Source organism: Rhizobium sp. BK181, from assembly GCF_014193305.1.
GTDB lineage: Bacteria > Pseudomonadota > Alphaproteobacteria > Rhizobiales > Rhizobiaceae > Rhizobium.
In genome coordinates this window covers 17,626-43,132 of record NZ_JACHZA010000027.1, presented here as the reverse complement: position 1 = coordinate 43,132, position 25,507 = coordinate 17,626, and the positions used below count along the sequence as shown (strand labels likewise).

The 25,507-nt window shown below is 58.9% G+C and carries 21 protein-coding genes and 2 pseudogenes; 15 read left to right on the top strand and 8 right to left on the bottom strand.

Annotated elements, in window-relative coordinates:
• Window positions 1-415: 415 nt before the first annotated feature.
• Both FHT77_RS29495 and FHT77_RS29490 read right to left on the bottom strand, forming a co-directional pair.
• Window positions 416-763, bottom strand: coding sequence for a GAF domain-containing protein (locus tag FHT77_RS29495; protein ID WP_183759009.1), 348 nt, complete (start codon window positions 761-763; stop codon window positions 416-418).
• Window positions 764-1,201: 438 nt separating this feature from the next.
• Window positions 1,202-1,393: pseudogene (locus tag FHT77_RS29490) on the bottom strand (transposase); the annotation flags it as partial.
• Window positions 1,394-2,251: 858 nt separating this feature from the next.
• Here FHT77_RS29490 and FHT77_RS29485 point away from each other — a divergent pair.
• From FHT77_RS29485 to FHT77_RS29460, 6 genes are all read left to right on the top strand, one after another.
• Entirely contained in the window at window positions 2,252-2,461 is a 210-nt protein-coding gene (locus FHT77_RS29485) for a cold-shock protein (protein WP_183759007.1), read from the top strand.
• 345 nt (window positions 2,462-2,806) lie between these two features.
• Window positions 2,807-3,010, top strand: a complete 204-nt coding sequence (locus tag FHT77_RS29480; protein WP_183759005.1) for a hypothetical protein — start codon at window positions 2,807-2,809, stop codon at window positions 3,008-3,010.
• Between the two features lie 315 nt (window positions 3,011-3,325).
• Window positions 3,326-3,529 carry a hypothetical protein gene (locus FHT77_RS29475; RefSeq protein ID WP_183759003.1) on the top strand — a complete coding sequence of 68 codons (204 nt, stop codon included), beginning with the start codon at window positions 3,326-3,328 and terminating at the stop codon, window positions 3,527-3,529.
• Window positions 3,526-3,786, top strand: coding sequence for a hypothetical protein (locus FHT77_RS29470; protein ID WP_183759001.1), 261 nt, complete (start codon window positions 3,526-3,528; stop codon window positions 3,784-3,786). Before FHT77_RS29475 ends, FHT77_RS29470 begins: the two co-directional genes overlap by 4 nt.
• Before the next feature lie 325 nt (window positions 3,787-4,111).
• Window positions 4,112-4,495 carry a hypothetical protein gene (locus FHT77_RS29465; protein WP_183758999.1) on the top strand — a complete coding sequence of 128 codons (384 nt, stop codon included), beginning with the start codon at window positions 4,112-4,114 and terminating at the stop codon, window positions 4,493-4,495.
• Between the two features lie 87 nt (window positions 4,496-4,582).
• Window positions 4,583-6,931: a PBP1A family penicillin-binding protein gene (locus FHT77_RS29460; protein WP_183758997.1), complete on the top strand. Its 2,349-nt coding sequence runs from the start codon at window positions 4,583-4,585 to the stop codon at window positions 6,929-6,931.
• 594 nt (window positions 6,932-7,525) lie between these two features.
• Here FHT77_RS29460 and FHT77_RS29455 read toward each other — a convergent pair.
• The 5 genes and pseudogenes from FHT77_RS29455 to FHT77_RS29435 form a co-directional block, all read right to left on the bottom strand.
• Window positions 7,526-8,195, bottom strand: a pseudogene (locus FHT77_RS29455) (transketolase-like TK C-terminal-containing protein); the annotation flags it as partial.
• A 70-nt stretch (window positions 8,196-8,265) separates the two neighbouring features.
• Complete coding sequence (locus tag FHT77_RS29450; RefSeq protein WP_246712793.1) at window positions 8,266-10,977, bottom strand: adenylate/guanylate cyclase domain-containing protein; 2,712 nt, start codon at window positions 10,975-10,977, stop codon at window positions 8,266-8,268.
• Complete coding sequence (locus tag FHT77_RS29445; RefSeq protein WP_183758995.1) at window positions 10,974-12,722, bottom strand: peptide ABC transporter substrate-binding protein; 1,749 nt, start codon at window positions 12,720-12,722, stop codon at window positions 10,974-10,976. Before FHT77_RS29445 ends, FHT77_RS29450 begins: the two co-directional genes overlap by 4 nt.
• Entirely contained in the window at window positions 12,719-14,482 is a 1,764-nt protein-coding gene (locus FHT77_RS29440) for a peptide ABC transporter substrate-binding protein (RefSeq protein WP_183758993.1), read from the bottom strand. The genes FHT77_RS29445 and FHT77_RS29440 overlap by 4 nt, the downstream gene beginning before the upstream one ends.
• A gap of 519 nt (window positions 14,483-15,001) precedes the next feature.
• Complete coding sequence (locus tag FHT77_RS29435; protein WP_183758992.1) at window positions 15,002-15,688, bottom strand: GntR family transcriptional regulator; 687 nt, start codon at window positions 15,686-15,688, stop codon at window positions 15,002-15,004.
• 340 nt (window positions 15,689-16,028) lie between these two features.
• Here FHT77_RS29435 and FHT77_RS29430 point away from each other — a divergent pair, with 340 nt between their 5' ends.
• Genes FHT77_RS29430 through atzF form a run of 9 tightly spaced genes read left to right on the top strand, consistent with a single transcriptional unit; the run spans window position 16,029 to window position 24,580 of the window.
• Window positions 16,029-17,153 (top strand): BMP family ABC transporter substrate-binding protein, encoded by a 1,125-nt coding sequence (locus tag FHT77_RS29430; RefSeq protein ID WP_183758990.1) that lies wholly within the window; start codon window positions 16,029-16,031, stop codon window positions 17,151-17,153.
• Between the two features lie 17 nt (window positions 17,154-17,170).
• Entirely contained in the window at window positions 17,171-18,301 is a 1,131-nt protein-coding gene (locus FHT77_RS29425) for an ABC transporter permease (RefSeq protein ID WP_183758988.1), read from the top strand.
• Window positions 18,301-19,227: an ABC transporter permease gene (locus FHT77_RS29420; protein ID WP_183759042.1), complete on the top strand. Its 927-nt coding sequence runs from the start codon at window positions 18,301-18,303 to the stop codon at window positions 19,225-19,227. The genes FHT77_RS29425 and FHT77_RS29420 overlap by 1 nt, the downstream gene beginning before the upstream one ends.
• 9 nt (window positions 19,228-19,236) lie before the next feature.
• A complete protein-coding gene (locus FHT77_RS29415) occupies window positions 19,237-19,488 on the top strand; it encodes a hypothetical protein (protein ID WP_183758985.1) in 252 nt (83 codons plus the stop codon).
• Window positions 19,489-19,497: 9 nt separating this feature from the next.
• Complete coding sequence (locus FHT77_RS29410; protein WP_183758983.1) at window positions 19,498-20,199, top strand: cysteine hydrolase family protein; 702 nt, start codon at window positions 19,498-19,500, stop codon at window positions 20,197-20,199.
• A complete protein-coding gene (locus tag FHT77_RS29405) occupies window positions 20,196-21,746 on the top strand; it encodes an ABC transporter ATP-binding protein (RefSeq protein ID WP_183758981.1) in 1,551 nt (516 codons plus the stop codon). The genes FHT77_RS29410 and FHT77_RS29405 overlap by 4 nt, the downstream gene beginning before the upstream one ends.
• Window positions 21,746-22,414 (top strand): cysteine hydrolase family protein, encoded by a 669-nt coding sequence (locus FHT77_RS29400; RefSeq protein ID WP_183758979.1) that lies wholly within the window; start codon window positions 21,746-21,748, stop codon window positions 22,412-22,414. The genes FHT77_RS29405 and FHT77_RS29400 overlap by 1 nt, the downstream gene beginning before the upstream one ends.
• Window positions 22,407-22,760, top strand: a complete 354-nt coding sequence (locus FHT77_RS29395) for a cupin domain-containing protein (RefSeq protein WP_183758977.1) — start codon at window positions 22,407-22,409, stop codon at window positions 22,758-22,760. The genes FHT77_RS29400 and FHT77_RS29395 overlap by 8 nt, the downstream gene beginning before the upstream one ends.
• Window positions 22,757-24,580: an allophanate hydrolase gene (atzF, locus tag FHT77_RS29390; RefSeq protein WP_183758975.1), complete on the top strand. Its 1,824-nt coding sequence runs from the start codon at window positions 22,757-22,759 to the stop codon at window positions 24,578-24,580. The genes FHT77_RS29395 and atzF overlap by 4 nt, the downstream gene beginning before the upstream one ends.
• A gap of 57 nt (window positions 24,581-24,637) precedes the next feature.
• Here the strand turns inward: atzF and FHT77_RS32370 are convergent, their stop codons facing one another.
• Window positions 24,638-25,477: a DUF6030 family protein gene (locus FHT77_RS32370; RefSeq protein ID WP_259131229.1), complete on the bottom strand. Its 840-nt coding sequence runs from the start codon at window positions 25,475-25,477 to the stop codon at window positions 24,638-24,640.
• Window positions 25,478-25,507 lie beyond the last annotated feature (30 nt).

Sequence of the window (25,507 nt, the reverse complement as noted above, 5' to 3'; positions counted from 1 at the left end):
GAGACGAAACGCTCAATTATCCAGTTGCGCATGCGTCCGCGTGACGACGTCTTCGCCTCGGTGGCAATTCCATCAACAGTTCAGCCTAGGCTTGGCAATACCGTATAGATGCGCGTTATAAATGCAAGGAATTCTGCCACATAGCTGCGGAGGGATGACGCCAGTTTCACTGGGCAAGTGCGCTCTCGGCGTGCTGGTTGGATCAGGGCGCCGACCCGGTGACCGCCTTCCTGTGTATCTTTATCGAAGCGCCCGGTCCAGAGATATGTATCCTCTGGCACCGCTACTTCAAGTTGCCGGCTTTTCATCACCTTCTCGACGTCGATGCCGGCGTTGCGCAACCGCTGACAGTGATCGTACTTGTGGTGATCGGATGGTCCCACCAAAGGGAATGGGCTGGGGCGTCGACTTCATATCAGTCTCCCGGATCCGAGGGTTTATCCTTATGGCGGATTTCCGCCATGGCTTTTTGTTGCACTGGCCAAGCCAGGGGGGCCGCCATTTGGAGTGCAAGCCGATCAAGCGGAGCATGATCGAACTCGCTCTCTACCTGCGCTTTGCGAAAGTGCGTCGAGAGCACGCCCCAGAGACGGCCATTGCTGCTGATCAGCGGGGTCGATTGCACGGCAGCAATGCCGTCGGCGCTCATCATGTCGAGCTCAACAGTACCCACAAACAGGTAACTCGTCGAGACGTCTTCGACAAACACACGCATGCGCCTCGTGAGCGCCGCAGCGCAAGTGGTGTTGGTGTCGCGACGCACGATGCTGAAAAAGCTCTCGGCTTTGCTGGAGAAACCGCGGCTGGCAACAAGTTTAAGTCAGTCGGTACTTTCGTCAAAGCGTTGCAGAGTGCCATGTCGGCGCCCGTTATGGCGATCGCGATATCTAGAGCCGGGAATAGGTCCAGACCAAGACTCCTGGAGTTTTTTAGCCGCTGTAGGGCCACGTCAATGTTTTGCCCAACCGCGCCGTCGAGGGGCTCCTTGAGTTTTGCCACCGTCGTGCCTCCGAGAGCTCCGCTGTGTGCGGCCGAGCAAGGCCGAAAAAGTAAAGGGGGGATTGCCGCCTAATGGTCGTCGTGAACGCCAGGAGAATCTGACAACCGTCCATGCGCATGTGCCGTCTGCGAAGAACATTCCCCCGTTGCGCGCCATGCGGCCAAGGTGCGTGAATTGCGGTCTCAGCCGTCAGCACCAGAAGCCGTCGCGCACTTGACGTCGCCAATCGGAAAGCTGGTTTGCTACAACGCCGTTACGGCGCGCGACATCCACTGCTCGCACACCACGCTCAAGGCTTTCCGCTACAATGCGAGCCTTTACATCATCCGGCCAACGCCGGTTACCGCGACGGGGCTCAACGACGTCATCGCGACCAACAAATCCATCATCCAATTCAGCTTCCAGATACGCTTGGAACCCTTCGCAGCTATGCTCAAAAAGCGGCGGACAATTACGTCCTCAGTGATCTCGGTTAAACATCAATCGCTGTTCCGGTGAGATGAGGTCGATTGAGGCGTGACAGCTAGAGCATGGGTATCGTTACTGCGAGGATAACGACCAATCCGGCCGTCACGAGACATGTTTCAATTAGAAACAACGCCACTTGCCGTCCGGTCATGCCTGGGAAAGCGGATTTCACTGAAGCGTCTCCTTGAAAAAAATTTCCAATGCCAGAACGATAACACAGTACGATGCAGAATATTGTTATTTCTTTCACGGTAAATACCTTGCTTAATTGCAGGCAGTGCTCACATCAGTATTTGCGGTGGCTACTCTCACCTCACCTCGTCGGACCCGGATGGGTGGCGATCCCTTGAAGCTGGCCTGCTGTTGGGCGCACGGCCGCAGAAGGCTGATCAAGGCCACGCCAAAGAGTGGATGGCCGATCGTCGACGTTTCTGACGCTTATCGCCATGACGCTGCGTCTGCGCCTCCATTGCTCGAAAGGCCGCCTCGATTCCAAGAGGTTGCACCGTTCGAGAACCTTCTGCGCGATGCCCGATCGACCCGAATGCCACCGAAGCAGAGCCGGTGGTGCTATTGAGTTTACGGCAGGCTCAGCAGGGATCTAGCACAAATTCGAGATAGGCATTGCAAAACCAAAAATTGAGCTTATATGTTTGTTTATCGACCAATGCTTGTGACGTCGTTCCAGAGCTTTATGCTCCCGTTGGATTTCCTCTCAAATAATCGATCTTATACCGCAAGGCATCGCGGGAACCCCAACGATTGCTTCGAAAGGAAATCGTTATGAACACTGGTACTGTAAAGTGGTTTAATTCCGCTAAAGGCTTCGGCTTCATTCAGCCTGACAACGGCAGCACGGATGTCTTCGTGCATGTGTCTGCCGTTGAGCGTGCTGGCATGCGTGCGCTATCGGATGGTCAGAAGATCACCTACGACGTCGTCCAGGACCGCAAGTCCGGCAAGAGCTCGGCGGACAACCTTCAGGCGGCATAATAACGTCATTTGCACCGCTGACCACGGATGTACTGGCAGCAAAGCTGAATGACTGTGAGAGGTCGGGTTCATGCCCGGCCTTTTGTTTTTTTTGCCATAGAGATCGTCACGCCCGAATTTGCTAGTCCTCGTGACAGGATCGTATTGTAACGTCGTAATCTTTGAAGCATCAGCCAAGACGGGCCCGGGTTTCGACCGCTCCCATATCTGGCCTAAGCGGCATCGCACGCAGGAAATGACAATAGCCTGCCCAAACGGCGAGGCAGGCATGTGGTGGACGTAGAAGCCGTGTCATAGGCATCGCTGTCTTAGTGGACGGCCTTACCCAAACGAGAGGAGGACGCGATGTCTTCCAACGAGTATTCCGCATACGTATCACAGAACCTGGTTCGGACGAGTACGTTCGGCTATCATGAACAAGCGACCCTTCGTGTGCTTCTCGACGCCGCGGTCACCCGTGACGCTCGGCTAAAGCTGCCTTTGGCAGGAATGAGAGCATTTCCCGATTTCGGCGTCGATGGAAAATCCCGCATGCGGACGGCACTTTAGGGCACGACGCTCCTTCCGCTTTAGCAAATCCGCTGCGAGACTAACGCCGACCCGAACCTAACGGCTCAAAACAGCCGATATTGATCCTGGCGCTAAAGGAGAAACCAATGGCCAAAGGCCAAATGCGTAGCAACCGAGAAATCCGTAAACCGAAGAAGGACAAAACCGCAGCGGTAGCACCACCGCCATCTAGCCCGCAAGCCAAGCTTACGGGCGGCCACGCGGCGAGTATTGGCAAGAAATAGCATGTAGACCGCTCATCACGCCAATATCACTGCCAAAGGGCGCGACACCGCGCTATTATTCGAGGACTCAATGATCAATGACACCACCCGGAAATTCGCAGAAACTCTGTTTCGCGCGCCGGCCCCAGAAGCCGGCTCCAATGCCGAAAAGCTCCTGAACCTCCGAAAGGGCATGCAGCTGCGCACACGCAAGCTGCGAGATAGCGAGCGAACCGTCAGAGAAGCCGCCCGCCCCTTCCGTCACTCTTCCGCAGCCACGAGGGCGATCACATGACTCAGTTCGATTACACCGGCGGGGCCGGACTTTACGCTGGCAAATCGAAAGCCGGCATAAACGGTCCTCGTTATCGGCGGTTCGATACAGCAGCCGAAGCCCTTCGGTTCGCCGTAGAAGACCTGCCACACAGTCAACAACGAGGCTCTTTGCTGGAGATTGACGAGGCGCGTTTCAACCACAACCAGATCCGTGCGCTCTACGATGCACCCGGCTACCCGCTTTCACGCCGGTTCAGCTTTCCCCCCATCGTCTGATTTACGTCCTCGCGAAGGGCCGGATCTCCTGCTCTACACTCACGACCTCATATTTTACCTGAAGGCCGCATAGCCCAAAAAGCGGATGTCTTCCAAAACGCAATCGCCACGGCGACGTTTTTCGCGCCGACGCATCAGGTCGAGATCGTCAGCAGCGCCGAGGTCGATCTGAGATCCGAAGCCTGGCCGGTGTTCGACATCGCCGCATCCCGGCGCGCTACCCGTTCTTTTACGAGGAAGAGGACTGGCAAAACCTCGGGGTACTTCGGATGCACAGTACTTTGATCCGACCAGCCAGTTCCAGACTTGCGTCAAGAGCTTTGGTATGGCTGAAACAACCGATATCCTCTCCCTCTTGAAGGACCTGAGCGCCGGGATTTCAAACGTCATTGGTTATCGGGCATGCGATGACGAAGGAACGCGTGCTCCGCTTCAAAACGCTGGCCTTTGGGTCTGGAAGTTGCCGGGATCCAGCAACCATTTGTGCGAAGCTGTTCGGGTTCTCGGGCTGGGAACGAGAGCCATATCCAGATACAGAATTCATATCAACCGCACCAGCGAGTTGACAGACGCGCTCCCGCGCCAAGGCCGCCCATGTGCACATGACAGGCGAACCGGCGAACGTGATGCTGAAGTGCTGAAACTCGGCGTGCCGCACATTCGCGTTTTGGCGTTCGAGCCAGCGACACGTTCAAAGCACGAAGTATAAATTGAGCCGCTTTCGCGGTGGCTCATTCGGCATTGCCGCGCTATAAGCCCGCGCTACTTTCGATAGGAGTTTTTTTAGCGATAACCGATGCAAAGCCCTCCCAAGTCCTCAAACCAAAATACGGGCGAGCCCGGTACGGGCGCCAGCCCCACGGCGGATCCAGGAATCTCAGCCGACCATGTCGTGACGCAAGCATCACCCAGCTTGGACACATTGGATGAGGCCGGTTCAGCCTCGCCTGCTCGCGACCCACGACGGGCCCACACATCCTTTAGCCAAAGCCGACTGGCAGCGCACAATCTGCTGCGTGCGCTGGGACATGATTTAAAAGCAAGTTCAACCTTCGCAAAGACCAAGGCTGAGACAGCCGCTTCCTACCTGAAGGCGAAGCTCAAGGCCGCAATCCGGCCGGAAACTACAGCAACTCCCCGCAGCCCTAGGCGACTGGGGGCTGCTCTGGCTAAAGCAGGGACCGCAATTCATGGTCTGCGGGCAATGCTTTGCGAGAGTCGCCGGCACAGTCGACCTAACGCGGGCTGGTGGAAAACCGCTCTGGCATCGGTCTTCCTTGTCGGCCTCCTCGTGGCAGGCGGCACACTTTGGTGGGCTTTAAGGGACGTACCGTGGGGCGAGATCCGCGATGGAACCTTGAAGCCTGTCATAGTGCTAGAAACCGCTGACGGTGCACCGCTGGTACGACAGGGGCCGTATCAAGGGGCGTATGCTCAATACGACCAGTTTCCACCGCAGCTTATCGACGCTGTCCTCTCCATTGAAGACAGGCGTTTCATGGATCATTTCGGCATCGACCTCAGAGGTATCGCAAGGGCGCTCCTGCGGAACTTTGAAGCCGGCTCGGTGGTAGAAGGTGGGAGCACGATCACCCAGCAGCTCATCAAGCTGCAGTATCTCGAGAGTGATCGGACAATAAAGCGGAAGATACAGGAGGTCGTGATAGCCCTGTGGCTGGAGTGGAAACTTGGGAAGAAGGAAATCCTGACGCGCTATCTGAACAGCGCCTATCTTGGTGCCGGCGCGACCGGCATGCCTGCCGCAGCACGCATCTATTTCAACAAGGATATCGGCGCCCTCAACCTGCCGGAGTCTGCCATGCTGGCGGGATTGCTGCGGGCACCGAGCCAGTGGAACCCGATCGATAATTCCGAGGGCGCCCGACAACGCAGTGCCGTCGTCCTCGACGCGATGGCAGCTAATGGCAAGATCACCGGATCGAAGGCCGACGAGGTCAAGGCGAGCTTCGCGAAACTCCATCCGACGACGCCAACACCCCGTTCCGGAAGTTGGTTTGCCGACTGGATTTCGCCGCAAGCAAGCGAAATTGCTGGCTCCTCGCCAGGCTCGACGACCGTGCGCACGACCCTGGTGCCGCATCTGCAACAGATCGCCGAAAGGGTTGTGAGCAAAGCTCTGGACAAGGAAGGAAAGGCCGTCGGAGCATCACAGGCAGCCTTGGTTGCGATGACGCCGGACGGCGCCGTCGTTGCCATGGTCGGCGGGCGCGACTACAAGGCAAGTCAGTTTAATCGCGCTGTCACGGCAATGCGGCAGCCGGGCTCCACCTTCAAGCTGTTCGTCTACTATGCCGCCCTGAAGGCCGGGCTCACCTTGTCTGACCGGATTCTCGACGCACCGATCAGCGTTGACGGATGGTCGCCGGAAAACTACCGGGGCGGCTATCACGGCTGGGTTACACTGGCAGAAGCCTTTGCCCGGTCGCTGAATGCCGCGTCGGTCTCACTTGCCGACGAGGTGGGGCTCGACAACGTGATTGTGGCCGCTCGAGAGCTGGGCATCGATGCGCCGCTTGCCAACACCCCGTCCCTGGCGCTCGGAACATCCGAAGTAAACCTACTTAATCTGACCAGCGCCTATGCGGCTGTCCAACTTGGCAAGGCGCCTGTCAAGCCAAGGGGCATCATCGACTTTCAAGCAGCAGGGCAACCACAGGCGTTTCGAGTTGGCTCACAAGCGGTGCCGAATGTCGATCTTTCGCCTTACCAATCAGATCTTCTCGGCCTGCTGCAGCTCGTGGTCGAACGCGGCACTGGACGTGAAGCCGATCCCGGTGGATTTGCGGCCGGCAAGACCGGGACCAGCCAGAACAATCGCGATGCATGGTTCGTCGGCTTCACGAAACCTCTCGTTGCCGGGGTATGGGTGGGCAATGACGACGACACGCCGATGAATGGCGTCACCGGCGGCGCCTTGCCGGCGCGGATCTGGCGGGACTTCATGCGGGAGGCAATGAAGGAGCCTGCGCCGGATAAGTCGAAGCCGACGGGAGGAATGAACGACGGTCAAGGCGCACCCCAATCCTGCGACATCACCGCCTGCTCCCGCAGCTACCGTTCGTTCCGGCCGTCGGACTGCACATACCAGCCTTACTATGGTGGGAGGCGGCTCTGCGAAAAGTAATCCTTGCCTCGGGTTTCTGCCTTGCCGCCAATTGGGGGGCCACCATCGCTTTTTACGCCGGCGTGCTGCCCGGCTCCTTGGCCTGAGATCCTTGGATCGGCACTGTTACTGAAAGTCGTTGAAGTCGAGAAGGGGCCCGTTCGTTCAGACGCCCTTTTTGGAGGTCAAAGGCAAGTTTGGCTGGAATAGCCAAGTGCTTCAAGAGTGCGACTTTTTCCGGGGTGGACGTTCAGGGGATTTGCGAGATTACCAAGATCGGAACTGGGCCGTGCTCTAGTGCATCAAGCTGCCACTGCCCCTCGCATGAAAAGTGGTTACTAGCGTCCACGGCGATCCACACTCTGGAAGGGATACGCGCCATCGATACAAAAACTTGGAGCTTAGATTCTATTGCCTGAGGATTTGCATCTCCTTAGCCTTGAGAAAAGCGTCGATTGGTGAAGCCGCGTGAGGAATATCCCGCCCGATCTGCTGGATCTCCACCAATACTTGGATGCCTATATCGACTAGCATTGCGGTGGGTTGCTCGCCGGCGCGAAGGATCCCGGCATCTTTTGCGTGAAGACGCGATGGCGAGCTGAAACACGTCCACGGTCATGACGCGATCCCAATGAGCTTGAGGGCTCGGGATACTATTGCCTGCTTTGTGATACCGAACTTTTCGTAGGGCACTCCAGCCGGTGCTGACGCACCAAATTCGATCATCCCGATGACGTCATCTTCACTTGCAACGAGCGCTTCAACCGCGATCCTTGCGGCATGGCCTACAACCTGCGCCCGGTACTCTTTCGACGGGGCGTCGAACTGATCCCAGGTCGGCATCGAGACAACAGCCGTCGGGGTGGCCAGACGCTTCCAGTTCGTTCGCGGCCTCGACTGCCACTTCGGTGCCAGTGGCGATTAGGGTCGCCGCCCGATTGCCCCGACGCTTCCTTCGGGACGTAGGCGCCCTTTGCGGAGAGGTTTTCATTGCCGGAGTCAGTGCACAGCTGAGGAACGTTTTGGCGCGACAGAGTGAGCAGGGACGGCGTCTTCTGATCGCGAAGGGCGATATCCCAGCACTCCGGCGTTTCGATCGTATCAACCGGGCGGAAGACGTGGAGGTTCGGGATAGCCCGGAGGCTTGCCAGGTGCTCGACCGGCTGATGCGTTGGGCCGTCTTCGCCGAGACCGATCGAACGTGGGTGAGAACGTAGATTGATCGGCCACCCATGAAGGCGGAGACACAGATGGCGTTGCGGCAATAGTCAGAAAACACCAGGAACTACCCAGAAGAAGGCGCACTTGGGGCCCGCCATGCGGCGCGCGTCCAGCCTATGAAGTCGAGCGTATCGCTATTTTCGCAGCGTCGCCAGATAGTGCTCGAGCGCCTTGATCGCCTTTTCGCGATCAGTCCCTTTCAGAGCGGAGTCTATATCCAACTGCAGGCCATCCTCACTGTTCGAAAGCATGTTCTTCATTGCTTCCTGGACGATGCGAGAGCCGATCACCCTGTACGTCTTGATCGGATAGGCAAAGCCCTTGACGGTCAGAGGAGGCAGCTCCTCAGCTTCGATTTCCTCCTTGACCAGGGCATAAGTCTCGTCAGCCAGAAGTATGCCGCCGAGGTCGGCATGGCTCTGCAATCTTGACGCGAGATTCACCTCGCCGCCTATGATCGTATAGTCCATCCGATCCGCGCTGCCGAAGTTACCCACGGTGCAATAGCCCGTGTTGATGCCGATGCGGAGATGGAATGGCAGGGCAAAGCCGGCTTCGGCCCATTCAGCACGCAGCTCCTGCATCCTGGACTGCATGGAGATCGCCATTCTGACGCATGCGAGTGCGTCTTCCCTGATGCCCCTGGTCTCAGGATCACCAAAAAACACCAGGATCGCATCGCCAATGAATTTGTCGATCGTCGCGCCGTATTCCAGCGCAAGCTTCGCCATCTCAGTCAGATAGTGATTGAGCAGGTCCGTTAGCTCTTCGGACTCGAGCTTGTCGGTCGTCGCCGTGAAGTCGGCGATATCGGAGAAGAAGACAGTCAGCTTCTTTCGGGTGGATGAAATCTCGACGTTTTGCTTACCGGAGAAAATCGAGGCGAAGACCTGTGGCGAGAGATATTTCGACAGCTTGCTCGCCACCGCTTCCAGCGCCCGGTTCTGCTCGCCGATCCGTATGCTCGCCTCCTCCGCCTCGCTCTTGGCGGCTTCCGTGGCCGTATGCAGCCGCGCGTTCTCCAGCGCAATAGACGCAAGCTGCCCGAAACGCTTGAGAAGCTCGACCTCTTCGGTGCCAAACTCGAGCGCCGAGGCATCGTCGTAGGCAATGCCGAGGACACCGATCACCTGTTCGTCAGACTTTAGCGGCACGGCCATAACCGCCCTGATCGTCACGTCGAGCTGGGCAGCGGCAGCCGCCCGCCCCGACCACGTCGCGTATTCGTTGATGACAAGCGCCGCGCCTGTGTGCCAGACCACACCGGCCACGCCCTCCCTGCTCTTGAGCTGCTGGCCGGCGGCCTGTCCCGTATAGACGCCGACGCCGACCATGCGCTGGAGGACCTCCCCGGCTTCGTCTACGAGGTAGACGTAGCCATGCTCCGTGCCGAGCAACCCGGCGGCGCGTGTCGTCAGATCCGACAGCAGCTCGGTCAGATCCAATCTCGCAATCAGTCCAAGCGAGGTATCGTGCAGGGCGGCCAGATATTCGCTCTGGCGGCGAAATCGCAGCGCGAGCTGCTCCTGTTGCCTTCGGCGGTTTTCGAGATCGTCGAGATTGGAGCCCAGTTGCTCTGTCATGTTGTTGAACGTTGTCGCCAGCTTGCCGATCTCATCGCCCGATTCGACCTGGGCGCGCGCGGCGAGATCGCCTTGGCGAACCCGGTCGGCGACGCCCGTCAAGCGCTGGATCGGTCCCGCAATGCTTTCCCGGAAAATCAGCCCCAAGATCAGGCCGAGAAAAGCCGCGGCCACGCCGCCGAGCAGGACAATGCGCTGGGCCGTCTCGAGTTGGTCGCGGCCGCTACCGAGATCTGCCTGCAGCCGTTGCTGTTCCTCATTGGCGATCTCGTCGAGAATTCCAAGCATGCCTTCGGCAAGTGGTACCGCCTGCGTGCGGAAGAGATACAGATCCTCTCGCGCATGGTCGCCTTCAACCGCAGTAAACATCTGCGCGGGGAATTGCAGAAATGCTGCTCGCGTCTTCGACAGCTTGTCAATCAGCTTTTCCTGGTACGGCGTCAGTGCGGCATTCCCTTCCGTTATGTTCTTCCAGGCCGCATCGTTGATCGTAAAGTTCGCCTCGTATTCGTATTTGAAGCTGTCGCGTTTGGTCGTCACATAGCCCCGCAGCCCTGCGACCATGGCATAAAAGGAACTCTGAAAGGACGCGAGATCGGCCAGATACACCATGTTCTCGGGGGTCGCGTCCCGCTTCTGCTGCGCGAGGATCAGCGCTTTCGCGGTTCCGACAATTGTGGCGATCAATGGATTGGCATCCGCCACGAGCAGTTTGAGGGCCGGTTCGCGCCGGAGCTGATCGTTGCGCAATTCGAAAAGGCGGTCCGTTAGCGGCTGCCAGGGGCTAAGCTTTTCGTGGAGCTCGCGCATCCGCTGTGCGACGTCTGCCGCGGGGCCTGGCTGCGGACCGGTTCTAAGGAGATTTTCCAGCGACTGCATATCTTCCAGAAATGCGGCTTTTGCTGAAGTGTAATTGTCACGGTAGCTCTCCTCACCGAGCGCAAGATAGCCGCGGACGGCACTCAGCATCCGTAGTAAGTCGGCCTGCGCCCGCGCCGAGGCGACCGCACTCGGGGCGCTCAGATCGGTTGTTCTGTTGATGCTTCTGACTGCATCGAGGCTACCCAGATAGTTCAAGCCGACAACGAGCAGCGTCAGCGCCGCCAGAATGCCAAATCCGACCGTTAGCTTGCCGCCGATGTTCAGGTTTCTGAGAGCCGGCGAAGCTGCGCGGACGAGCGCATGCAGTGGGGCGACATAGAATGGACGATTTCTTGCGACCAAACGCTCCTCGTGCTCCCCGCCGTCAGCTTCGACCTTCATGGCTTGCGCCGCCAGTCCGCGATGTTCCACGTCTCGGAGTCCCATGGCGTGGGATCGAAGCCGACGATATCGTTGCGAAGGCCCGGGACGTTTGCCCACTCGACAATGGGAATGACCGCGGAATCGGCAATCAGGAGGTCGTTCATCGCCACGAACAGGCCAATGCGCTTTTCCGGATTGATCTCCCTTTCCGATGCGTCGAACAGCGCTTCGTATTTGTCGCTGCAATAGCGGGACTCGTTCAATCCGGACCAGTTGTTGCTTTTCTGGGCGGCCTCCGCGCAGGTCCACTTGACCATATAGCTTCCCGGATCGGGGCTTTTGTTGCCGGTCGCGAATTCCTCGAGATCCGCGTAAAAATGCTGGCTGGTATTGAGGATATCCGGTGCAGGCGAGAAGAAGATGCTCGAGTCGATCTGCTTGTCCTCGACCTTTATGCCGATCGCGGCCAGATCGGCGCCGATGATCTCCTGGGTTTTCTGGCGGACCGTGTTGACGGAGGTCTGGAAAAGAAGGGTGAAGGGGACGCCGTTCTTGTCCCGGATGCCGTCGCCGTTCGTGTCGCGCCAGCCTGCCTCCTCCAAAAGCACGCGGGCCTTGTCCAGATCGAATTCCCAAGTCGTGTTGGGAGAATTGTAGAGAACGGGGGCGACGAGGAGATTTGCGGTTGGCCGACCAGTCCTCCCGTAAAGCGCGGCGATCTTGTTGCGGTCGACAGCCTTCGCCAAGGCGAGCCTCACCTTGGCATCGGCAAGGATTGGGTTGGGAAACTGCAGGCTCGCGCGCTCGCCATCCATTGTCTCACGGTTTGGGTCGGTGAAATTCAGCATGAGGCGCTCGACGTAGGAGCCAAAGTAGAGCGCCACCTTGCCGATCTGCTTCGCTTCAAGCTCCTGCAACTCGGCATCGCCGATCTGCAGGTTCCACGCGTAGTCGACGACGCCGGTGCCGAGCACCGCCTTTGCGGCCGTCTTCGCATCGCCACCACCCTGCAAGGTCACTTCGTCAAATCCCAGACGCGCCCGGTCGCGGTATTCAGGATTGGGCTCATAGATGATCTTGACGGTGTTGACGACATCCTCGCCGATCAGCAGGACGTCCTCGGGGCGGAACTCCTTGAGGCGATAAGGACCGGTTCCGACGGGGGCCAGGTTGGGCGGCGCGTCGACCGCGACCTTGTTGTTATAGGGGGCAAACACATGCTCCGGCAGGATTGTCCCCTGTATGCCGACGAAGGGGAGCGCCCAGGCGGGATCGACGTCCTTGAAGGTTATCTTGACGGTCAGGTCGTCGAGTGCTTCGACCTTGTCGACCGACTTATAGGTTCCAATACTTGATGAGCCTACATCCGGGTTGGTGATGTAGGAATAAGTAAAGACAACGTCCTTCGCGGTGAAGGGGACGCCGTCTGACCATTTCACATTTGGCTTTAGTTTCCAGGTGACCGACCTCCCGTCGCTTGCCACCTGGCCGTTGGTCAAGGAGGGAATTTCTGCTGCGAGGAACGGCACCAGATGTCCTTCGGCATCGAAGCTCGCCAGTGGCTCATATACAACGCGGCTGGCCGTCTGATCCTTCACACCGGGGGCGAGATGAGGGTTGAGAATACTGGGCGCCTGCCAGAACAGGAGCTTCAGGGTCCTATCACCCGAATGCGCCTGCTGTGGAACGACCGTAAGCAGCATGAACGCGGTCAGAATAACGGAGCATTGCGCTGTACTGATACTCGTGCGTGACGTCGTCATTTGCGATGCCAATCCGCGATGTTCCATGTTTCGGAATCCCAGGGTGTCGGGTCGAAGCCTTCAAGGGCATTGCTAATTCCGCTGACGTCAGCCCAGTGCACCAGCGGAATTGCAGCGCTATCCAGAACCAGCAGATCGTTCATTTTCACGAAGATCTGGCGGCGCTTGGCCGGATCGACTTCGATGGTCGAGGCTAAATAGAGAGCGTCGTAGTCCTTGTTGCAGTAGCGTGCCCAGTTCGACCCGGACCAGTTGTTGGATTTTTGTGCCGCTTCGGAGCACGTCCAGCCAATCATATAGCTGCCCGGATCGGGGCTCTTGTTCCCGTAGGCGTATTCTTCCATATCCGCGTAGAAGTGCCGCCGGGAGTTGGTGCTGTCGGAGCCGGAACCGAGAAAGATGCTCGAGTCGATCATCTTGTTTTCGAGCTTGACCCCGATCGCCTGCAAGTTCGCCTTGACGATCTCCTGGGTCTGCTGGCGAACAGAATTGACGGTCGTCTGGAACAGGAAACTGAGAGGCACGCCGTTCTTGTCGCGCACACCGTCACGGTTGGTATCCTTCCACCCTGCCTCGTCGAGGATGGCCTTGGCCCTGTCGGGATCGAACGCCCATTCGCTGTTCGGCGAATTGAAGATTGCCGGCGCAACCAGAATGTTGCTGGTCGCGCGGCCCGTGCGGCCATAGAGCGCCGCGATCTTCTGGCGGTCGATGGCAAGTGCGAGTGCGGTGCGCACATTTCTGTCCAACAATGCGGGATGTGGATTCTGTACGCTCGACCGTTCCCCCTCGGCGGTTTCGCGACTGGGGTCGGTAAAGTTGAGCATGATGCGCTCCACATAGGAGCCCCAGGATACCGTCGCCTTTCCGACTCCGTCTGTTTCGAGTGTTTTAAGCACCGAGTCGTCGACCTGAAGGTTCCAGGCATAGTCAACAACGCCTTCCTTCAGCACGGCGTTGGCCGCGACTGAAGCGTCGCCGCCGCCCTGCAGCGTCACCTCGTCGAAGCTCAGCTGGCCGGCGTCGCGAAAATACGGATTGCGCTCGAAGATAACCTTCACGGTGTTGACGACATCCTCGCCGATGACAAGCACGTCCTCTGTCTGAAACTCCTTCAAGCGATATGGGCCTGTGCCGACGGGGGCCAGGTTTACGGGCGCCGTGGCCGCATCGCTGTTGTTGTAGGGAGCAAATACATGCTCGGGCAAGATCATACCTTGGACGCCGACGAAGGGCAGCGCCCAGGCAGGATTAACGTCCTTGAACGTGATCTGCACGGTGTAGTCGTCAACAACAACGACCTTGTTGATGGTCTTGTAAGGCCCGATGCTCGCCGAGCCCACATCTGGATTGGTGATATAATTGTAGGTGAAGAGCACGTCCTTCGCGGTGAAGGGGTGCCCGTCGGACCATTTGACGCCGTGCCTGAGCTTCCACACGACCGAACGGCCATCAGCGCTTACTGCACCGTTCTCCAGCGTCGGAATTTCTGCGGCGAGGAAGGGAACAAGGCGACCCTCGCGGTCGAAGCTGGCCAGAGGTTCGTAGACGATCCGACTGGCGGTCTGGTCTTTAATACCGGGAGCCAAGTGAGGATTGAGCGTGCTTGGAGCCTGCCATAGCAGCAATTTCAGCGCCTTGTCAGCCGAATTGGCGTATAGCGGAACAAGTGCGGTCGACAGGAAAAGAACAATCGGCAGGACGCAACGCGCCCCCAGAAACTGTCCGAGCCGCAAGCAACACCGAGCTACCCCCCTCATCGCACTCCCCCACGATGGCGCTGCCCGACCGCGCTTCCCAGACCCCACAGCGCGTCAGTATGCGAACATTGAATTGAATTCCTTCCATGTATTCTTGTCACCGCACATGTTGATCCCATCGAGGTCGGTTGGCAATATGAGGGCAGAGCGGCACAGCCTGACGGTCGAAAAATTCGACGACCTTCAGGGGTTGCCCAACGGGCAATGCTGCCACGCTGAGGCGACCTCGCCTCGCGGTTGCTGCGGCAATCCACTGGAAATTCCGCTTACCTCGACAGAGGCCGCATTCAAGGCGCTCGTCCGGAAGGCCTTGCAAAGTGTCTTCGGACGACGCGGCCCTGGACGCTGATAACCGCGGCTTTGGGCCGCCGAGAGCGGAAACCATTGCCGCTCTGGCCTCATGTTGAGCGAGGCCCAAAGCCAGGACACAAAGGTGGCATCCACGGTCGCTCGCCGCGGACAATATCGGGAATTTCAGAGTCGATTAGCTAGGTTATTGACATCACGTGAGAATTTTAACTACGCGCCTCTCCGCGCGACGGCTGTTGCGAACACCGCGCTGGCATCACTGACAAGCTCTACGTGCTGATATGCAGCCTGCCCCGCGGCCGCACCATCCGCTCTCAGGATCGCGGTGACAATCCGGTCGTGCTCCTGATAGGATTTTGCCAGTCGCCCGGGGAGACGGAACTGCGCTCGCCGAAAGGGGGCAAGCCGCGCCCGTGTCTGGGTCACCATCTCCAAGACATGATCATTGTGCGCACCTCGATAAAGCCGGGTGTGGAACTCGGTGTTGTAAACCGAATATTCCTCTTCTGCGCCAGCATGCACGAGCCTCATCGACGCCTTGTGCCCGAGTTCCAGCGCCCGCCGCTCATCGACTGTCATTCGCGCTGCCGACAGCCTGGCGCAGATCCCCTCGAGTTCCGCCATCGCCTCGAACATCGAATGCAGGTAGGTCTCCGTGACGGTGGCGACCACGGCGCTTCGGTTCGGCTCGCGATCGATCAATCCCATGGCACCAAGTTCGCGCAGGGCTTCTCTTACCGGCGTTCGCGAAACGTCGAAACGAGTTGCGAGCGAACCTTCGTCCAGTTTCGCGCCGGGGAGGATCAGTCCCGTGACGATCATGTCGGAAATCGCCCGCACCATCTGTTCGACAGTGGTTCCGGTACGGATGACATGTCTGCGGCCGGCGTGCTTCACGGTGCGAATCTGCTCACTTTGACACTATGCATACAGATGGCGCCCATGGCTCAAGAAGTCAAATGAAGTCATGAAGTGACTGTAAAATCGGTTGTTTCCGCACCATTAAGTCCATCTCACAACCGCGGAGAGCCTGACCTTTCGCCTACCGATGAACATCCAGTAATCTTTGATTACTATTTATGCATTTTATCGATCAATCTGTATGCACTTTCTGCATCAGCGATTCTCCGTTTACCAACAAGCGTTCTTAAACAATGCCTTACCTCTTGGCACGCTCATTGCATGCACTTTTCTGTAACATTTTTTCGAACCGGCCCTTGCCGCAAGGAGCATTCCGATGACCAAACTCCTTCCCATGACCCGCCGCCATTTTCTTCAGGCTTCAGCAGCCGGCGCACTCGCCTTGACCCCGGGCCTGTTGCCTGACCGCGCCCTCGCCCAGAGCGCGCTAACCGTCGGCTTCATCTATGTCGGCCCCAAGGACGACTACGGCTACAATCAGGCGCATGCCGAAGGTGCGGCTGCACTGAAGGCGGTTTCGGGTGTCACGATCGTCGAAGAGGAAAATGTACCGGAAACCGTCGATGTCCAGAAGACGATGGAATCGATGATCAATCTCGACGGCGCGACGCTGATCTTCCCGACGTCGTTCGGCTATTTCGACCCTCATATGCTGGCGATGGCGGCAAAGTACCCGGATATCCAGTTCCGCCATTGTGGCGGTCTCTGGCAGGAAGGCAAGAACCCGATGAATACGGGTTCATATTTCGGCTACATCTTCCAGGGCCAATACCTGAACGGGGTTGCCGCCGGCTACACCTCGAAGAGCAAGAAGATCGGTTTCGTCGCCGCCAAGCCGATCCCGCAGGTGCTGCAGAACATCAACGCCTTCCTGCTCGGCGCGCGCTCGGTCGATCCATCGATTACCTGCCAGGTTATCTTCACCGGCGAGTGGTCGCTTGCCGTCAAGGAAGCGGAAGCGACCAATGCGCTGATCGACCAGGGCGCCGATGTGATCACCTGCCATGTCGACAGCCCGAAGGTTGTTGTCGAGACTGCTGCCGGCCGCGGAGCTTTCGTCTGCGGCTATCACGCAAACCAGAGTCCGTTGGCGCCGGAAAAATATCTGACCGGCGCCGAATGGGCGTGGGGCAACGTCTACACCGATTTTGTCAAGAAGGCACAGGCCGGCGAAAAGCTCGGCAACTTCGTGCGCGGCGGCCTCAAGGATGGCTTCGTCAAGATGAGTCCGCTCGGACCTGCAGTGCCGGCCGAGGGACGCACGAAGTTTGACGCGACGCTTGCCGAGATGACGGCGGGCAAGTTCTCCGTCTTTAAGGGTCCGATCAAGGACAACAAGGGCAACGTCGTCGTCACGGCCGACAAGAGCTATGCCGAGGATGCCATCGAGCTCGAGAGCATGGCCTACCTGGTGGAAGGCGTCGTCGGATCCACGGCCTGAGCCAGGGGAGAAACGCCATGACAGTCGAGGCAAACACGTCTGCAATAGCGATCGCTTCCGATCGACCGTCCGTAATCAGACACATCTTCGAATGGCTCGCACGGCGCGCGGAACCTGTTGTTATCAGCTTCGGTGCAATTCTGATCGGACTGGCGTTCTTCTCCCTCTTCATTCTGGTGATCGGCAAATCGCCGGCCACCTTGTTCCAACTGATGTACACGGGCGGCTTCGGCAGTTGGTTCTCGATCCAGAACAGCCTCAGTCGGGCCGCCCCGCTGCTTCTGACAGCGCTCTGCGTCGCCTTGCCGGCCCGCTTGGGGCTCGTCATCATCGGCGGCGAGGGCGCAGTGGTATTGGGGGGCGTTGCGGCTGCGGCCGCGGCCGTGCCGTTTGTCGGAACATTACCTGCCCTCCTCCTCCTGGTTCTGATGGCGGCGGTAGCGATGATCGTCGGCGGCATCTGGATTGGTTTTGCAGGGTTCCTGCGACACTACCGCGGTGTCAACGAGACGATTTCCTCGCTACTCCTCGCCTATATCGCCATCGCGCTGATGAACCAGCTCGTGGAAGGGCCACTGCGCGATCCGGCGAGCCTTAACAAACCCTCCACAGCTCCCCTTCCCGCGCAAGATATGCTCGGCAAGATCCCCGGAATGGACGTGCATTGGGGGCTCGCCATCGGTGTCGTCGCCTGCATCGTCTCATGGGTGCTGATCGAGATCACGAGCTATGGCTTTGCGGCGCGTATCGCCGGCGGCAACGTTCGCGCGGCCCAGATCCAGGGGTTGCCTGTCGGCCGCCTGATCGTCGGTTTCACGGCAATCGCCGGCAGCTTTGCCGGTCTGGCTGGCATGATCGAGGTTGCAGCTGTCCAGGGCAGCGCCAATGCCTCGCTTGCCGCGGGCTATGGCTATACCGGCATCCTCGTCGCCTTCCTGGCGCGCCACAATCCGCTGGCAATCATTCCGGTCGCCATCCTGCTTGGCGGCATAGACGCATCCGGTGGGCTGATCCAGCGCCGGATGGGCTTGCCCGACGCGACCGTGCTGGTGCTGCAGGGAACGCTCTTCGTCGTAATCCTGTTTTGCGAGACCTTTTACGGTCGCTTCAAGATCTTCAATCCCGACCTCTGGAAAAGGCGCTCATGATGGAAGCAAGCGGCATTGGAATCTGGGGCGTCCCCCTCGCGATCCTTGCAGGCGCGATCCGCGTCTCGACACCCTTCATCTTCGTCAGCCTTGGCGAAACCATCACCGAACGCTCCGGCCGCATCAATCTCGGGCTTGAGGGCACGCTCGTCTTCGGCGCCATGACGGCCTACGCACTCGCCGTGCTCAGCGGTTCGCCATGGCTCGGCGTTTTGGCGGCGATGGGGACCGGCGCGATCTTCGGTCTGCTGCACGGATGGATCTGCAAGTGGCCCAAGGTCAACGACATCGCGATCGGCATCGCCATGATGCAATTCGGCCTCGGACTGGCGTTCTTTCTTGGTAAGCCGTTCATCCAGCCGGCAGCCCCTCATCTGCCGTCGATCCCGCTTGGCGCCTGGTCAAATCTTCCACAGGTTCAGGCGGCCCTGAACATCAACGTGCTGTTCATCCTTGGCGGCCTGCTTGCGCTCTTCTTGTGGTGGGCGTTCAAAAACACCCGGATCGGTCTCGTCCTGCGTGTGGTTGGCGACAGCACTGATGCGGCGAAAGCGATGGGGATCAATCCGGAGCGTGTCCGGTTGCTGGCGACCGGTGTAGGCGGATCCCTCGCCGCCGTCGGCGGTGCCTATCTCTCGCTCTATTACCCAGGCTCCTGGAACGAAGGGATCTCTTCCGGGCAGGGCCTGATGGCGGTGGCGCTGGTAATCTTCGCGCGCTGGAACCCGATCGGCTGCTTTCTGGCCGCACTTCTCTTCGGCGGAGCGGGTGCGCTTGGCCCTGCCCTGCAGTCGGTCGGCGTCACAAAGGGCTACTACCTGTTCTACGCAGCGCCCTACGTTCTGACGCTCGCCATCCTGATTGCCACGTCCTCGCCGACCCGCTCGCTTGCCGGAGCCCCCGGCGCGTTGTCGCTCACGAAATAGAGGATTGCCGTGAATGGTTTCTGCAGTCTCAACACGTCAGGTCAGGGCGCCTCCCATTTTCCCCGCCGCGATTACGTCGTCCTTGATGGCGGCGCCGGTTACGCCCCGTATGCCGGCATGCGCAGCTTCGTTTTCGTCAGCGATCAGTTGACGGGGGAGACGATCAGAAGGTCGTCGACGGCGCATCCCGCGGCTTCGGCACCCAGGCGCGGCACCCGGGTGCGCCGCCTTGGCGAAACCCTCAAACTTGCAGGTGAATAGGAGAAGACAATGGATGCGATGGTCGAAATGAAGGGACACTACATCAATGCCGATCCTTATGCCTGGCCCTACAACGGCGCGCTGAGACCCGACAACACGGCACTCATCATCATCGACATGCAGACCGATTTCTGCGGTCCGGGCGGCTATGTCGATCACATGGGCTATGACCTCTCGCTGGTGCGCGCGCCGATCGAGCCGATCAAACGAGTTCTTTCGGCCATGCGCGCCAAGGGCTACCACGTCATCCACACCCGCGAGGGCCATCGGCCTGATCTCGCGGATCTGCCCGCCAACAAGCGCTGGCGCTCGCAGCGCATCAACGCCGGGATCGGTGACGCCGGCCCCTGCGGCCGCATCCTCGTTCGTGGAGAACCGGGGTGGGACATTATCGATGAGTTGAAGCCGATCGAGGGAGAGACGATCATCGACAAACCTGGCAAGGGTTCCTTTTGCGCTACGGATCTGGAGCTTATCCTCAACCAGAAGCGGATCGAGAACATCATCCTGACCGGCATCACCACCGATGTCTGCGTTCATACGACGATGCGCGAGGCAAACGATCGCGGCTTCGAGTGCCTGTTGATCGAGGACTGCTGCGGCGCCACTGATTACGGCAATCATCTCGCCGCAATCAAGATGGTGAAGATGCAGGGCGGCGTGTTCGGCTCCGTCGCCAACTCCGAAACGCTCGTGAGCCAGCTGCCATGAAGACAGTCCGAGACACTCCGCTCCCGCAACCCGGCACGGCTATAGGCATTGACACAATCGATATGACGATGCGCTTTGGCGCCTTCACCGCGCTCGATCATGTATCGATCAAGGTCCCTGCCGGCAGCTTCCACGCCCTGCTCGGCGAAAACGGCGCCGGCAAGTCGACGCTCGTCAAATGCATTATGGGTTTTTACCACGCGACCTCTGGCTCGCTTTCGGTTGACGGCCACGAGGTGACGATCGCCTCACCGAAGGACGCCAGCAACTACGGCCTCGGCATGGTCTATCAGCATTTCACGCTTGTTCCCTCGCTGACAGGCGCCGAAAATCTTGTCATCAGCCGCGCCGAAGTGCCCACTGTCATCAACTGGGCAAAGGAACGGAAGGACCTTGCCGCGTTCATGGAGCGCATGCCCTTCAAGATCCCGCTCGACCGTCCCGTCAGCGAACTGGCCGCGGGTCAAAAGCAGAAGCTGGAGATCATCAAGCAGCTCTATCTCGGCCGCTCCTTCCTGGTGCTCGATGAGCCGACATCCGTGCTGACACCAGCCGAGGCCGACGAAATGCTCAGCCTCGTGCGTGACATGACCGGGCGCGGTGAGCTGACGGTGCTGATGATCTCTCACAAGTTCCACGAGGTGACAAAGTTTGCAGATGCCGTCTCGGTCCTGCGGCGTGGCAAGCTGGTCGGCAGTGGCAAGGTTGGCGAGATCTCCACATCAGACATGGCGGCAATGATGATTGGCGATGTGAAACTCGCCGAGCTCGATACCCGCGTTCTGGTTTCCGAAATAGCCAAGCCCGTCCTCAAGATGGAAAAGGTCAAGGCGGCCGACCGCTCTGGCCTCAAGACCATCGAGATCGATAATCTGATGGTCCGCTCGGGCGAGATCGTCGGCATTGCCGGCATTTCCGGCAATGGCCAGAAGGAGCTGACGGAAATCCTGGCCGGGCAGCGGCCCGCCGAAAGCGGCCGCGTTACCATCAACGGCGACGCCTATGGCGCGACGCGTCCCGAGACTCGCATGAACAAAGTCCGGTTCATTCCCGAAGAACCGCTTCAGAACGCCTGCGCGCCGCGCATGACGGTCAGCGAAAACCTCGCCTTTCGCACCTTCGACCTGAAGGCAGACGGCAGTGATGCGATCTGGCTTAACAAGGGGTGGATGAGGAAACGCGCCACCGCGTTGATCTCCGACTTCAAGGTGAAGACGGCCTCTTCTTCCTCGCCGATCGCGGCACTTTCGGGCGGCAATGTGCAGCGCGCGGTTCTCGCGCGCGAACTGACCGGTGAGGTTGCCCTGCTAATCGTCTCGAACCCTTGTTTCGGCCTCGATTTCTCGGCCGTCGCCGAAATTCGTGCCCGCATCATGAAGGCGCGCAATTGCGGTACGGCGGTCCTCCTGCTTTCTGAAGACCTCGACGAGCTTCTTGAGATGTCCGATCGCATCATGGTGATTTCTGAAGGCAGGCTGGTCTACGAGACAGAGGCGCGATCGGCTGACATCGGCGCGATCGGCGCTCACATGGCGGGGCATCACTGATGGCAAAGATCAAGGCAGAACCCTTCGCCTTCCCGGTCAGGCACGACCAGCTTGCCCTTATCGTCATCGACATGCAGCGCGATTTCGCCGAACCCGGCGGCTTTGGCGCCAGCCTCGGCAATGATGTCAGTCGCATCACCAGGATCGTGCCTGATGTCAAACGGCTCATCCAGGGCTTCCGCAATGCCGGCTTGCCGGTCATTCACACGATGGAGTGCCACAAGCCCGATCTTTCGGACCTACCGCCGGCAAAACGCGACCGTGGCAGCCCGATACTCCGCATCGGCGACGAAGGCCCGATGGGTCGCATTCTGATCTCGGGCGAGCCCGGCACCGCAATCCTGCCCGAACTCGCTCCCGCCGAGGGGGAAGTCATCATCGAAAAGCCCGGCAAGGGTGCCTTCTATAACACCGAGCTTAGCGAAGTGCTGCAGCAGAGGGGTATCAAACAACTTGTTTTCGCGGGTGTGACGACCGAGGTCTGCGTACAGACCACGATGCGCGAAGCGAACGATCGTGGCTATCAATGCCTGCTCGCCGAGGAGGCGACGGAGAGTTATTTTCCTGAGTTCAAGGCGGCCACCATCGCCATGATCCGTGCCCAGGGCGCGATTGTTGGCTGGACGGCCCATGTCGATGACATTCTGGAAAGCATCACCAATGCCTGAAACGACCCTAGACCTGCTGACCACAGACGGCTGGAAGGAGCTGGAGTTCGGCCCCTTCCGGAAAAACGTGACAATCCACTGGATCCGTCCCTTCGAAGACGACCAGCCAGGCGTTGCCCTGCTGAAATATGAGGCCGGCGCTTCCGTTCCACATCATCGACATGAAGGGCTGGAGACCATTCTGGTCCTCGAGGGAGTACAATCAGACGAGGCAGGCAACTACGGCCGTGGTCGTTACGTCGTCAATGCGCCCGGTACCGAGCATTCGGTCTGGAGCGATACGGGTTGTGTCGTGCTCATTCAGTGGGACCGGCCCGTAACAATACTGGAAGAGGAAAAAGCATGAATTCGACGATACCAGCCTTCGATATTGGCTCGTTGCACGCGTTTTATCGCAGTGGTGGCAGTGTCGCCGCGATGGTCGAAACGGTCTTCGCCCGGATTGCCGCGGTGAACGATCCCGGCATCTTCATTCATCTTGCAGAAAAGAGGTTTCTCCTGGCTGAGGCGGAAAGGCTCGGCAGCTTCGATCCCTCACGACCGCTGTTCGGCATTCCCTTCGCGGTGAAGGACAATATCGATGTCGCCGGCATGCCAACGACCGCAGCCTGCCCCAACTATGCCTATCTGCCGGAACAGGACGCCACCATCGTCCGCCTGCTGCGGGACGCCGGCGCGCTGGTGATCGGCAAGACCAATCTCGACCAGTTCGCGACGGGTCTGGTTGGTGTGCGCTCGCCCTATCCGATCCCCAAAAACGCCATCGATCCGAAACTGGTCCCAGGCGGTTCTTCCTCCGGTTCGGCCGTGGCAACAGCGCACGGCATCGTCAGTTTTGCACTCGGCACAGACACGGCCGGTTCGGGCCGTATTCCAGCAGGTCTCAACAATATTGTCGGCCTCAAGCCAAGTGTCGGCGCGCTCTCGACAACAGGTATCATTCCCGCGTGTCGCACACTCGACTGTGTCTCGGTCTTCGCACTCACGGTCGATGACGCATGGACCGTGTTCAGCGTCACCGCCCAACATGATGAGACGGACCCTTATTCCAAGACCATTGCAGCGACCGGCTACGGGAAGGTTCCGCCGGTCCTCGCCATCGGCGTACCTGTGAAAGCCGAGCTGCAATTCTTCGGCGACGCCGTGATGGAAGAGGCCTATTTCAACGCGCTGTCCACGTTGGAAAAACTTGGCCACAGGCTGGTTGAAATACCCTTCGGCGCCTTCTACAGGGTCGCCAACCTGCTCTATGAGGGCGCCTGGGTGGCTGAACGCTATGCCGCCATCAAGCCGTTTTTCGACGCCGAGGAGCAGAGCCTTCATCCGGTGACCCGCAAGATCTATGGTGCCGCCAGGACACTTTCGGCAGCCGATGCGTTCAGCGGATTTTATGCGCTGCAGGAACTGAAGAAAGAGGTCGCTCCGCTGATCGCATCGGTCGATCTTCTCTGCGTACCAACCGCCCCCACCCATTTTACGCTCGCCAATATCGAGGCCGAGCCGATCCGCGAGAATTCGCGCCTCGGAACGTATACGAACTTCGTCAACCTGCTCGACCTATGCGGTATCGCCGTGCCGACCGGCACGCGCTCCGACGGACTTCCCGCGAGCGTGACGCTGCTTGCTCCCTCCGGTCGAGACGGGCTTGCAGCAACTGTTGCCCGGGATCTTCATCGGGCAAGCGGCATGAGGCTCGGGGCGACGGAGTGGTCGCAGCCTCCCTACGCTCCTCCCGCGTCGGACACTGAAAGTGAGGACCTGATCGATATCGTTGTCGTCGGCGCACACCTGTCAGGCATGCCACTGAACCATCAGCTTACCGATCTCGGTGGAAAATTCTCTCGCGACGCATGGACGTCCGGCGCGTACCGGCTTTATGCGCTCACCGGGACCGTGCCGCTAAAACCCGGCATGACACGTGTTGGCGAAGGCGAAGGAAGGAAGATCGAAGTGGAAGTCTGGAAGCTAACAACCGCTGCTTTCGGTGCCTTCGTGGCAGCCATCCCTGCTCCCATGAGCATCGGAACCATCATGCTGTCGGATGGCACGTCCGCAAAGGGGTTCCTGGTTGAACCACTGGCGCTTGTCGGAGCAGTTGACATAACGAACTACGGCGGCTGGCGGACCTATCAGCGAGAGCTTTCGTTGGCACACAAGGTCGGCTGATGGCCCATCCATGAAATAGCAGGCAATTACAGATCTGTTTCAGTTATCTGTTCGAGACTACCGAAGAACTGGGCGTGTCCTCTGGTCATCTGGATAAATCAGCCAGCGGTTCTCGGAGAAATAAGCTCTCGTGCGAGTCTGCTGGTCAGAAGCCTGGGAAAGGACCAGCGAAAAATTGTAACTGTTCTCCTGGCTGGGCTCTCTTCTGAAGTCAAAATATGCACCAAAGCGCTCATATCTGGTGTCAGCGAGTTTCTGGACCGGGATCAGGGCTTCCTGAAAGTCCCCCCACCCCGCCTGGCCGACGATGACCTCGAAGATGCGCATAAGGGAGGGATCAAGCACCCCCTGATCATCTGTGTTCGGCCCGACAATTCTACCGGTGATCTCAGTGATATCGCCCGATGGATTCCCTCGAACACGCAGAAACGTCGACCGAAGAGGACGGACCTCGTCTCGCTCGTAAATGCGCTGAAAGTAGCACTCGTAGTTCACACTTCGCATGGAAGCGGCACGCCATTGCGTCGTGTCGATGCCCGCGTCACGAAACGCAGTGCAAATCTCAGGCCCCGAAATCCGCCATGTGCGCGAGAACTGGCTTGTCAGTTCAGAAACCGGAGCATCGAAAAGGCGCGTTCCCTTCAACACGTATGGGCGTGCATCGGCACCCACGGCAATCAAGTCGCCGGTCGACCGCGTTAATCGTGCCTGCTTTTGAACGACAGGATATTCGCTTGGTGGAGCGAGATAGCTCCAAAAGTGTGCATTGCTTGATAGCGCGAGGCTCCCCGCAACAGCGAAACAGAGAAGACCGATGAGGGGCGTTTTACGGCTTTTTATCCAGAGCGGCGGCCTAGTTATCCGACTTCCTGAACTCTGGCTTCCCAAATCAAGCACCGTCGTGAGGTAAATGCGAGATCTCTAAGA